Below are 12,026 nucleotides of genomic sequence, written 5' to 3'. Positions count from 1 at the left end.
TAATCCTCTCTAGCAATAAATTAGTGGGCGATTTCCAGCACATTCTTCGCGTAAGGACTGTAAACTTTCGCGACTTCTTGCGCCATTGGATCGGGATAGACAAAAAAGTCGTTAGATTTGAGCGCAGCAAGAATACCGTCTGCGACCAGGCTCGGTGGCGGAGCACCTTCACCCATGCCTGCAGAATCTGCCATATCCGTTTTGAGTGGACCTGCGATAACACTAATGACTTGCGTTCCTTGGGCCGCCCAGGCTTCGCGTAGCCCTTGAGTCACAGAATAAGCTGCGGCTTTGGATGCAGAGTAGCCAGTGAATGGCAAAAAGTTTTTGATCGACGCTAGTGAATTCATTTGCACAAAAGCACCGCCTCCGTTGTTTTTTAGAATAGGACCGAATGCTTGTGCAAGGCGGATCAGAGGATAAACATTCCCTTCCATTTGGTATTTCAGCCCCTCAATGGCATTGTCATCTAGTGGTGAAGACAATTGCACAACTCCCGCATTTGAAACCACCATGTTGACATCGGTTGCAATTTTAATTGCGTTATCAATGGTGTCTTTACGTGAAAGTTCAAATTCGACAGGTACAATACGATCACCGTATTTTTCCTGTAGTGCCGCAACAGATTCCAGATTTCGAACGGCGGTGTAAACTTTCTTTGCACCGGCTTCTAGCAAGCCTTCTGTAATCGCTTTCCCGACGCCTCTGTTTGCGCCGGTTGTGAATGCGATAATCTTATTTATTTCAATAGTCATGTTAAATTCCTCAATTTTTAGTTAGCGCAGATTGCATTCATGGCTAAGTTAGTAAAAAACAAAATGAGCTTTCCTTTTCTTTAGTTGATCAACTTGGCCACGTATCTTTTCACTGAAACAAGAAGATTCGTTGTGGCCATGTAGACGAACTAAGAATTAGGCGACGTCTCTACTCTTTGGAGTCCAGGCATTAGGTGCAAATGCATCGTCTACCGTCGTTTCTGCAATATGATTTGTGTAGTTAGATATCACTTTGAGACTCGTGCCAAGAATCACTTCAAGAACGTTTTGTTGGGTATATCCAGCATCGATAAATGCGCTGACCTGAGTTTCTGTAGGCCAACCTCGACTCTTATTAATAACCTCCGCAAATTGGCGTAGTGCTTCGAGTTTTGCATCGGCAATTGGCGTGTTGTTACGCAAAGCTTTAATAACATCTTTTTTAACTCCGGCCATTTGGGAAATCGAAGTGTGCGCTGCCATGCAATAGACACAACCGTTTAAGCGGTTGTTTGTCATTAGAATTATCTGGCGCTCTGTTTCGGAAAAACTGGTTTTGTCAAAAATGCCTGCAAGTGCCAGATAACCGTCTAGTAAAGAAGGCGCTTCAGCCATGGTACCGAGAAGGTTAGGAACAAAACTATAAGCACTTTTAGCATTTCGTAAGTTTTGCTTTGAGGCTTCAGGTGCGGATTCAATGGTATGGGTTGTGAAAGTTGTCATTAGTTGTTCTCCAATAATACAGTGTTAATAAAATGTTTAAACCGATTGGTACAAATGAAGGCCTAAAAATAACGGTTTTCCGCTGTAATGGCTTGTTTGTACCGTTTGGTTTAAATAATATTAGATTGTTTGTACCGATTGGTCAATTCTTTTTTAACTTAAAATGAGCGATTATTTTTTTATTCAATTAAATCAAAAAGCTAGAATCAAAAAAGTTTGCAGAAGTTTGCGTAAAAATGCGGAGAAACCGTTTGGCTTCTCCGTCGGTATAGATATTAGAGATGATAAACAGTTATTTTGTCTCGACTTAAATTAAGTTAATACGAAAAGGAGGGTCTTAATGAATTAGATCAATCGCTTGCTTTTTAATTGCCATTAAACTGGTTTTGTCGAATACTCCCCGCGCTAGTACGCGAAGACCGACAAGCAGTGCTAAGAGGCCTTTAGCGCAAATACCGGGGTCAATTGTCTTGGGAATCGCACCTGTTTGGATCCCTGATTTTATCTGTCTCTCAAAAAAAGATTCTGAGCCTTTCAATCCTTTTTTAACCGTTTTTTGGGTATCTATGTCATGGTTAGGCAAATCCAGAGCAGTATTAACCAAAAAACATCCCTTTTTATCTTTGTCTGTCAAACTTTGTTCGATAAGTGCATCGAAGAGCTTATTTATTGCCAGTACTGGATCTTCTAGAGATTCTAATTCGGCGAGAATATCGCGCCTTTGTTCACGCTCATATTTGAGCAAACTTTGAGTGAAAAGTTTCTTTTTACTCCCAAAAGCATTATAAAAACTCCCTTTATTAATGCCGATGGCTTGAAGCAAATCAGCAAGTGAAGTTGCTTCGTATCCCTTCGCCCAAAATACTTCGGTGGCGCGATCGACGGCATCATCAATATTAAAGTTTTTTTCCCATGGCACGTTAAATACTCCAAAAATGGTATATGCTATTAGTTTATACCAATCGGTCAATAAGTCAACGCTATGCTCACCTTAAAGGTTTAACCCTTTGTGTGGGGTTGCATTTGAAGTTATCTGATAGAGTGGGCTGTCAGCAATGGTTAAACCAAAAATAGATTTTAATTTGGGCCAAATGAATTAGTGTGATAGTTTTAACCTCAAATGGAAAGTCGAAAAGTAAACAAGGAATTCTGTGATGAGGAAGCTGATTATAGCCGGGTGCGTTTTTTGGGGGATTTTATCGGAAATTGCATTGGCCGAAGTGTATCGATGGGTCGATGAAAATGGAAAAGTTCACTATAGTGACAAGGCACCTGAAAACGCTGCAGCAGTAAAAAGCAACTTAACTGTCAATTCTGAACGCCGCTCTCAAATTCATAACAATCAGAAAAAGCCGTCGCTTCAAAAAGCTAACTTTAGTGTTTTAAAAATCAAGCGATTATTTCAACGAAAAGATTTCAATCAAATTAATGAGGTTTTAGAGGCTTACCAGAACCAGGCCGAAGTTGATATTACGACAGAAAATAAACTCTTTTCCGCTTACTCTGCTTTTGAGTTGAATAGTCAAACCAGTCAGGACATATTTTCCCGTTGGCTAGTAGCCACACCTAATCGTTATCAACCTTATCTCGCTCGTGCGGCATTTTATTATTATCAAGGGTGGAAAGCACGAGGTTCGAAATGGGCGAAAGATACTAAAAGTTCTCAATTCCGCTCGATGAATAACTACTTTTCCAAAGCTAAATCTGATATCAAAAAAGCGATCAAATTAAACCCAAAAATAGTCGTTCCTTACTGCTATTTGATTGGAATGGCCAAGGCTCAGGGAAGTCAACACTCTGCCGATTCTGCATTGCGTGAAGCATTAAAGATTAGTCCTGCTACTTACATTGTTAGAACTCACTACATGGACACACTGTTACCTCGCTGGGGCGGGTCATATACAAAAATGCAAGCATTTTGGGAGTCGGCAAAACCTTTTGCCATAAAAAACAAAAAAATTAGCCTACTTGAAGGTTTACCTATTTATGAAGCGGCCAATATTCAAATGTCAAAAGGTAACCATCAGATGGCTGAATCACTTTACGATGAGGCACTTCAGTTTGGCGATAACGAGCGAGTCTATTACAAGCGAGGCAAAAACTTTTACCGCATGAAGAACTTTGAGCAAGCTTTGGTTGATTTTAGCCGAGCGATTGAGTTGAACTCAGATGAAGGCGAGTATTACTATTGGCGCTCCAAAACTTACCATAAGTTGAACCGATTTGGTAAAGCCGTATTTGATATTGAAAAGGCTAGTCAATTGGCGGTACATGATGACAGGGTACAAAAATACCATGACTGGCTCGTTTCCCAAATTCAAGTCCGTGGTGCTGTTACGAAAAATGAGCAGGAAATAAAAGATGAAATGAGTACGCTAATTCAGGCGATTAACCAGGAACCCAATGATAGTCGGCTTTACTTTAGAAAGGCTAAACTTTTATTGGCGCAAAATAAAAAACAAATGGCGATCAGGGACTTAAAAAAAGCGATTAAATTGAATCCAGAGGAAATCCGTTATTATTTGTTAATGGACGATATATTGTTTAAGAAAAGAGAATTTAATAAAATTATTGAGTACTGGGAGCAATATATTGCGCTGAAGCCTTTTGACAGTAGAGCATATCTGGAACGTGCAGGAACTTACTATCACCAACATGATTTTGATGCTGCCATGAAAGATGCACAAAAATCAGCCGACTTGGGGAATGAAAAAGCGAAGCGCTTTTACCAAAAACTAAAACAAATGAATAAGTAACTTGCACTCAGGTTAATTAAATAGTTTTGAAGATTTAACACGAAAATTAAGGAATAAGGAGCTTTTTTTGATAACACGTTTTTCTATTATTTTACTATGTATTTTATGTTCATCGAATCTTGCTGGCGCCGAAAAAGTACCTCAACAAGGAAGCTCTGAACAAGCAACTCCAGAACAAGAAAATCAGGAAAAACAACAAGAAGAAAATAAGTCTGATTCACTTTGGCAACAAATCAGTTCAGCAACGGCGGATGCTTCTAAAAAAGTTGGTGACATTACCACTAATCTTGCGGGCGATGCTAATGAGCAATACAAGGCCTTTGAAGGTTATACCGAACAAGTGTTTTCAGATTTTGTTAATAGTATTGACGCTAATGTAAAAACATTGGAAAAGTTGGGGTATGTGGTCACTGATCTTTATATTGGTGTTGAACTGATCCCTTCCGTAACTTTGAGACTCAGGCGCGTAAAAGAAGTTTCTGAAACTGAACAAACGTCAATATTACAAGAAACCGGCGGAAATGCGGTACTTTCTTACGCGGTAGAAAAATTGAATCAAGCTTACACTAAAGAAGTCGCTGGCTACCGCATCAAAGCGGTACGTCTTAGTCTCGGTTTACCACCGAATACATCAATTCACTTTGAAAAAATAGTGGAGTAACCTTGCTTCAAAAAGTTGCATTAAACCAAGTTTGATAACTGTTGATGTTTACAAGGCTAATTTGGGCGTGCGATCTTCGTTTAACTCGATGGTAATGTCTGCGTAACTCGGCATAGTTTCTAAATTGTGGCGAGTTAACCGCTCAAAGTACATCATAAAATTTTTTAATTGCTCATCGTTCATAGTTCGTGAAAGGTTTTTGTTGGTTTGTTTTAACTTCTTGATGAGTTTTTGTTCCTGCTCCTGACGCCATTGGAATACACAGGAGTAATCAGGGGCTTTTAGAAAAATTAAAAAGTCGATGTAACTGAAGAGTTGACGGTAGCTTTGTTTAAGTTCCTGATTAACCCTTTTTCGCCAAACCATTTGCCCGTCTTGCTTTGCTTCCAGTGAGTTTATTGCAGTGGCAAGTTGGCTTTCCTTCTGGGCGATAGTTCCAACACACCAGCCTTCAAAAATAACAATATCGGGTAGGGCGGTTAGTTTTCCCCATTGTTGTTCTGGTAGTTGTTCATCGCTGGCTTTGTCAAATCGAGGGAGCAAAACTTCTCGACAAGATTGATCTGCCAATAAATTAAAAAGACTCAATCCGAGATTAATATCGTGAGTACCGGGAACGCCGCGGGTGGCAAATAGCGGATGAGTGCTTTTTGCCATTTGTTGTCGATTGAGTCGTGTTTTGTAAAGATCATCGATAGATAGTTGAACCGTATTCAAAGAGAATTGCTTGGTTAAAATTTCGCACATTAGTGAGGCGAGCGTTGATTTACCCGAGCCCTGGGCACCATTGAGCCCGATAAACATCGGCTTTTTTCCAAGTGAAAAATAGCGCTCAACAATGCTATTTAGTAAAGGCGCATAGGTATTTTTATAGTTTGTGATAAAAGGTTCCGGCGCAATATGATGTGCCTGGCAAAATTTTGAGATATCGAGTTGTTGAGGTTTCAATCTACTTTTCTATTAGTCGCACAGGTGTTTTTAGTCGCAGCGCTAAATCACTGCGAGCCACTGCCTTTACTGGGGTTGGTAAATTTTACCCGGTTTTTACCCGGTAAAACAATTAACTTTGACGGGGGCTCAAGTTATGCTTGATTTTGTTATTACTGGTAGTTTCGTCATTGTTAATTCTGCTCTGGATTTGAAGATCGAGGGATAATCGGTGCAAGTTTTAATGATGATGAAGCAATATAAGATTGTAACGGTAGAAGGTGACAAAAGATGATTCACTATGAAAATGATCGTAATAGTAAGGTCTGTCAGAAAAATCGAGCTGACAAGCAGACCATAAATTCGAACTGCTTTGAGATATTCGTTAGATTCAAGCGGGTGTTGACGTTGATGATAACGCTCATCATATTTCCGAGTGTCGCTATTGCCCATGAAGAGGCAATGGAAAGCGACTGGTGTGGTGGCGGAGAGATTACTATTCTTGGTTATTTTAAGCTGAACGCTGCGTTACTAAAGAATTTTAAGGGTGAAGATAATGCGGTGTGCTCCCAACTGAGAAGCTGTGGTCAGTTCGATGACGACGACTATGGTATTAGCAGGAGAACGGCACTGAATATCTGTCGATCTTTCAGCGAGGCTGAATTGGAGGTTCGCACCATTGGAGACCATGAAACCGTGAGGCCAATATTTTATGCACCGGCGAGCATCAAAAATAGCGAGCTCAATCACCATGTGTTGTATTCAATTAGCCAGGGAGTCGAGTTTTCTTGCGGAATGTGCGCAATGCCTGACGTTGTGCGACGAGAAGCGGTTAGTAAGGAGTTTAGTAAAGAGTAATGATGAATCAGTTTAAGGCTCCTTTAGCAGGGCCTTTGAATACTGAACTCAAGACGAAACTCTGCCAGAACTGTTCTAGAATATTTGTTCTAACGGACTGTTTTAACAGACCTTTTTTAACAACTCTTTTCTAATAGAGCTGTTCTGGCAATTTTGTTCTGAGCGGACATTAAATGGATATTAAATAAGTGCCTCGGCGCGAATATGTTGTGAAACCAGGTTAAGTTTTTTGGTGAGGGACTGTTTTGTGCCACTTTCTAACTCACATTCCGCGAGAACAAAGTGAGCGGTGCGGAGAACTTCGCGCCAGCGGGGCTTTTTGGGTAATAATTTTAACGACATATACCTGTCCATCGAACGGGTCCTTAGACGACCATCGTCGATTGAAACTCGCCATATGCCGCTTTTCTCCGCTAACTCAATTCGGGTTGAGCGGGTAGAAATTTCCCAGGCTTCGACACTGGATAGCATGAGGTCGACCAACTGTTGGTGAAATCCGGCGGCAGGAATGAGCGCGGTTATCGGTATCATCTCTGAATCACTTACCGAATCTGAAATTATCAATATGGTGACAGGCTCTTCTCGATTAACCGAGGTGACACACATTTCAAATTCATAAGGGGCGTTGTTGAGAGAAAATTTCACCTCTCTGAAAATTCGATGGTTAAGTTCTGTTTCACTATTCCACTCTTTCCAGAACTCTTCGTTTTCATCGGTAATCAAACTAGACAGGGTTATCTCGTTAAATTTTTCCAGCGGAACTTTGAATAATTCTGCAGCGGCATCATTTGTAAACACGACCTTTTGTTTATTGTTGATGATCAAAATAGCTTGTTTTAGTTGTCCAAATGCGGTTGTTAGCGAGTTGTGTGACACACCAAGCTTCACAAATTGATTGCGATGCCAGGCAATTTCTTTTTCTAACTCGTCCTTTAATTTTTGGCGCTTATGTCTTTGCCAGAAAATAAAAAGTCCGGTTACGATAATTAATATTGCTAGTGACAGGGAGAGAAGCGCCGTGCGACTTTTCTGGTTGGTCAGTTCGAGCTGATTGATCTGGTTTTCTTTGTTGAGTAACTTAATTTCTTTTTGTTGTTGGTCATATTCAAATTCGGCACGAGTTCTTGCCAGTAAACTATCAAAGTTTTCTTGAAAGGATGACAGTTTGGAAAGTGTAAACTTGCGCTGATAACCTAATGCCTTTTCCCATTGCTCATATTGTGTCGAACTATCGACTAGCGCCTGCAATATTTTTAGCTCGTTACTCTTATCGTTTTGATTTTGGGCGAAGGTTAGCCCAGTTAACAGCATGGCTTCAGCTTGCTGAAAAGATCCTTTTTGACTGAGTAGTTTCCCCAAGTTTAATTTTAGCGCTGTCGACTGATCAGAAGTACCCAGTTTAAGTTCAATCAGTTCAGCCTCAGTGAGATATTTTTCGGCGCTTACTAAGTCTTTTTTTATTAATGCGGCGTTACCGAGTAAAATCATCAAGCGTAAACTTGCGTGTTGATTATTCACCTGTTTAAAGTGAGCTAAAGATTCCTGGTATAGTTGAATTGCTTTATCAATTTCCTTTTGATTGATCTTTATTAGCCCAAGGTTCTCTCGTGTATGAGCTTCACTGTTTTTGTCGCTTATTTGATGATAAATTGCGATTGCGCGAGTGTAATAATGTTCGGCCTGATCCCAGGCATCTAACTTGCGAAAAACGGAACCAAGATTGTTTAAAGTCACAGCGATGCTTTTCGGAGAGGCAAATTTCTCTTTCAGTTCGAGGCTGTCGCGGTAGGCTTGAAGAGCTAATGGGTATTGAGTCATTGCCAGGTGAGCAGTGCCCAGATCAGATAACGCTTTAGCTAACAATATTTCATTGCCGTTGTTGCGGGCTAAATTGACAGCTTGTTGAAATACGTGCAGTGCTTTGGGTAGCGAGCCTTGTCGATAAAGTAGAATGCCTTTTCGCCGTAGGAATTTTAGTTTTTGTTCCGCGTGTAGAAAATCAAGAAACGCGACATCTATATATTTTTCTATTTCACTCGCTTGAGTGAAGTTACCCTGCCTTGTGTATAGGTCCATTAATTTTAAATGAATATCTGCGAGTTGCGAATTAACTTCCCTGGAGTTAGGCGTTGTCGTGTTGAATGCTTCTGATTGAGTCGCGTTGGAAGGCACTTTTTTATTGGCAATATTTTCTAAAAGCAGGTTGCAGATTTTGATTTGCTCAATCGGTTCTTGTTGGCTTTTAAGACAGGCGGCAGTATCTATTTGAGCTGCACTCACGGGCGGGAACGCAAAAAAAGCACCAATAATTAAAACTAGATAAGGTATGGTTTTTGAAATAAACGTCATGAATAATTCATTTGGACCTAACGTGAAGGCGTCTTACATTACGCATTTCACTGGTGTATTTCAACTGCAATGGCGGGCGGGGAGCGTAGGTGATGTGCTGGTTATTTAAATTATTCCAGGTTTAAGTTCAACTTTTTGAGATAATTCAATGCTTGATGACAGTTAATGCTGAGTGTTTAAAAAGCGGTTGCGCTCAACAAAATGGTTGGCTGCAACCGCCCTAGCTTTTCGATGAATTATTTTCTGGTTTCTCCACCATTGCCGCTATTTGAGTCGTCTGTGGCTTTGACTCGATATCTTTCCATATTCTCTAACCCCTCGAAAGGCTTAACGCCAATTTCCGGACCTTCAGGATCTGCCAATTTTTCAAAATCCAGGACGCTGACCATCGGTGGAATGGTGTAACATTTTTCTAGCTTAAATTTGACTCCCTGGCTAGTAAAGTAATATCCAGGGCCAACCATATTGGTGTAGGTGTAAGGCGCGTAAGGTTTGACCCTGACCTGTCCTGAGCCTGGTACGCTGTAACCACCGAAACCGCCACCGCCACCGGCAAATGTATTCGCATAATTATGTGTCGCAGTAAAAGTGACATAGCGCTCTGGATCATAAACGCCACCAGGAACCGTGCCGGTAAAATTTGCCAAAATTTGACTTTGGTTCCAGGTGACATCGGCTATTTGTAAAATCGTGCCACGATGGCACCAGGGAACCGCTTGCGCTGCGGTTGAAAGTAAAGCCGTACCCAGTGCAATTGAGATAAGTCGTTTTTTCATCATTGTGTCCTTTTAGTTGGCGGATTAAAAAATTGAAAATCAAATTTCAGAAAGCCGACTATAGGTTTGTTCCGTTTTCTTCCAAACTGGTTTTGCGGGCAAATTGGGTCAATCTAAAACACCCCACTTTTTCCCAGTTGAGGCAACCTGTTGTTTTATATGCGAAAAATTGGCTGGTTCAGCGCTGAATTGTTTTGACACTGGCAAAATAACCGCTAATCTAGGATAATCGCGCCTTTGTTTTAGATTGACGGTTCACATATCGGTACCTGGCCAGGCTATTGAGTGGTGTGAATCGGCAAGTAACAATCGATATGATTGAACCCAGCGACAGGAATTACCAGTGAGCGCAGAATCTGAATTAAGACGCACCTTTGCCATTATTTCTCACCCGGATGCCGGTAAAACGACGATTACCGAAAAGTTACTTTTGCTCGGCCAAAAAATTCAAGAAGCCGGTACGGTAAAAGGTAAAAAGTCAGGTAAACACGCCACTTCTGACTGGATGGAAATGGAAAAGCAACGGGGAATTTCTGTGACCACTTCGGTGATGCAATTTCCTTACAATGGCCGTGTGGTTAATTTACTCGATACACCTGGCCATGAAGACTTCTCCGAAGACACCTATCGCACCCTGACGGCGGTTGACTCTGCGTTAATGGTTATCGACAGCAGTAAAGGTGTCGAAGAAAGAACCATTAAATTGATGGAAGTTTGTCGGCTAAGAGACACCCCAATTGTCACCTTCATGAATAAGCTCGATCGAGATATTAAAGATCCGATTGAACTCATGGATGAAGTGGAAGAGGTGCTGAATATCAAATGTGCCCCGGTCACCTGGCCGATTGGTATGGGGAAACAATTTAAGGGCGTTTATCATATTCTTGAAGATAAAGTTTATTTTTATAAAACCGGGCAGGGCCATATTATTCAGGATGAGGATATTCTCGATGGGTTAGACAATCCTGAACTCGATGAACGGATTGGATCTTTAGCTCAGGACCTTCGAGATGAATTAGAGTTAGTGCTCGGTGCAAGTCATGAGTTTGAACTGGAAGCCTTTTTGAAAGGTGAATTAACACCGGTGTTTTACGGTACTGCACTCGGTAATTTTGGCGTCACTCAAATGTTGAATCACTTTGTTGAATGGGCGCCAGCTCCCTTGAGTCGAATGACTGATGTGCGTGAAGTCAAATCATCGGAAGATAAATTTAGCGGCTTTATTTTTAAGATCCAGGCCAACATGGACCCACAACATCGCGATAGAATCGCGTTTATGCGCATTTGCTCGGGTAACTATCAGAAAGGAATGAAAATGAAGCATGTGCGCCTTAACAGAGATGTTCAGGTAGCGAACGCGGTAACATTTCTCGCCGGTGACCGTTCTAACCTGGAAAATGCGTATGCCGGTGACATTATTGGTTTACACAACCATGGCACAATTCAAATTGGCGATACCTTTACTTCTGGTGAAGTTTTTAAATTTTCCGGAATTCCTAATTTTGCGCCTGAGTTATTCCGTAGTGTGCGTTTAAAAGATCCGTTAAAGAATAAGGCATTACTCAAAGGGCTGATCCAGTTGTCAGAAGAGGGGGCAACGCAGGTGTTCCGACCTTTTAACTCCAATGAATTAATTTTAGGGGCGGTGGGTATCCTTCAGTTTGATGTGGTTGCTCATCGGTTAAAGGACGAATATAAGGTCAATTGTATTTTTGAATCTGTATCAGTTAATACGGCCCGCTGGGTTGAATGTGATGATGAAAAAATGTTGGAAGAGTTTAAGAATAAAGCGGGCGTTAACCTGGCACTTGACGGCGGCGATAATCTTACTTATTTGGCCCCAACACGGGTAAATCTCAATTTAACTGAAGAGCGTTGGCCGGATATTCGCTTTAACCAGACGAGGGAGCACTAAGAAGACCACATCCATCAAGATCTGGTTTTCTCATAACATTATTGTTTTTTGGGTGGCTTTACATCTAGCCATTTATTGATTGGTTACCGGTCTGACTAAGACTAAGGAAATTAGAAAATATTGAATTACCGGTCTATTGTAATTGTCTATGGTTAAATATTTAATATTATTCACTTAATTGTCAGAATTAACTAAAATTAATTGATAGTTACATTTAGATTGCATACAAAACTAATATACGAGTTGCTTAATTTTAGGGGTGAGTATAAAGTTGGTACCCTAAAAAAATTATAAACCTATGAGATA

10 protein-coding genes are annotated in these 12,026 nt (G+C 40.9%); 4 read left to right on the top strand and 6 right to left on the bottom strand.

The window, feature by feature from the left end; translation table 11 throughout:
- Positions 1–20: 20 nt before the first annotated feature.
- The 3 genes from FLL46_RS16295 to FLL46_RS16285 form a co-directional block, all read right to left on the bottom strand.
- Positions 21–755: an SDR family oxidoreductase gene (locus FLL46_RS16295; RefSeq protein WP_142932399.1), complete on the bottom strand. Its 735-nt coding sequence runs from the start codon at positions 753–755 to the stop codon at positions 21–23.
- Between the two features lie 156 nt (positions 756–911).
- The gene (locus tag FLL46_RS16290) at positions 912–1,478 is read right to left on the bottom strand and encodes a carboxymuconolactone decarboxylase family protein (RefSeq protein WP_142932398.1); all 567 of its coding nucleotides are present in this window, start codon (positions 1,476–1,478) and stop codon (positions 912–914) included.
- A 337-nt stretch (positions 1,479–1,815) separates the two neighbouring features.
- On the bottom strand, positions 1,816–2,397 hold the full coding sequence (locus FLL46_RS16285; RefSeq protein ID WP_142932397.1) for a TetR/AcrR family transcriptional regulator: 582 nt from the start codon (positions 2,395–2,397) through the stop codon (positions 1,816–1,818).
- 235 nt (positions 2,398–2,632) lie between these two features.
- Between FLL46_RS16285 and FLL46_RS16280 the strand changes: the two genes are divergently transcribed.
- Positions 2,633–4,234 carry a tetratricopeptide repeat protein gene (locus FLL46_RS16280; RefSeq protein WP_142932396.1) on the top strand — a complete coding sequence of 534 codons (1,602 nt, stop codon included), beginning with the start codon at positions 2,633–2,635 and terminating at the stop codon, positions 4,232–4,234.
- Between the two features lie 67 nt (positions 4,235–4,301).
- Positions 4,302–4,895, top strand: coding sequence for a hypothetical protein (locus FLL46_RS16275; RefSeq protein ID WP_142932395.1), 594 nt, complete (start codon positions 4,302–4,304; stop codon positions 4,893–4,895).
- A gap of 48 nt (positions 4,896–4,943) precedes the next feature.
- On the opposite strand, the gene FLL46_RS16270 is transcribed toward FLL46_RS16275, so the two are convergent.
- Complete coding sequence (locus tag FLL46_RS16270) at positions 4,944–5,843, bottom strand: hypothetical protein (RefSeq protein WP_142932394.1); 900 nt, start codon at positions 5,841–5,843, stop codon at positions 4,944–4,946.
- A gap of 390 nt (positions 5,844–6,233) precedes the next feature.
- Between FLL46_RS16270 and FLL46_RS16265 the strand changes: the two genes are divergently transcribed.
- Positions 6,234–6,680 carry a hypothetical protein gene (locus FLL46_RS16265; protein WP_142932393.1) on the top strand — a complete coding sequence of 149 codons (447 nt, stop codon included), beginning with the start codon at positions 6,234–6,236 and terminating at the stop codon, positions 6,678–6,680.
- 180 nt (positions 6,681–6,860) lie between these two features.
- Here the strand turns inward: FLL46_RS16265 and FLL46_RS16260 are convergent, their stop codons facing one another.
- The gene (locus FLL46_RS16260; protein WP_142932392.1) at positions 6,861–9,029 is read right to left on the bottom strand and encodes a tetratricopeptide repeat protein; all 2,169 of its coding nucleotides are present in this window, start codon (positions 9,027–9,029) and stop codon (positions 6,861–6,863) included.
- 236 nt (positions 9,030–9,265) lie between these two features.
- Positions 9,266–9,808, bottom strand: coding sequence for a hypothetical protein (locus tag FLL46_RS16255; protein ID WP_142932391.1), 543 nt, complete (start codon positions 9,806–9,808; stop codon positions 9,266–9,268).
- A 340-nt stretch (positions 9,809–10,148) separates the two neighbouring features.
- Between FLL46_RS16255 and prfC the strand changes: the two genes are divergently transcribed.
- Entirely contained in the window at positions 10,149–11,720 is a 1,572-nt protein-coding gene (prfC, locus tag FLL46_RS16250) for a peptide chain release factor 3 (protein ID WP_142932390.1), read from the top strand.
- The last annotated feature ends 306 nt before the right edge of the window (positions 11,721–12,026 follow it).

It is taken from the genome of Aliikangiella coralliicola, from assembly GCF_007004725.1.
Classification (GTDB): Bacteria; Pseudomonadota; Gammaproteobacteria; order Enterobacterales; family Kangiellaceae; genus Aliikangiella; species Aliikangiella coralliicola.
This window is presented reverse-complemented; position numbering and strand designations above follow the sequence as displayed.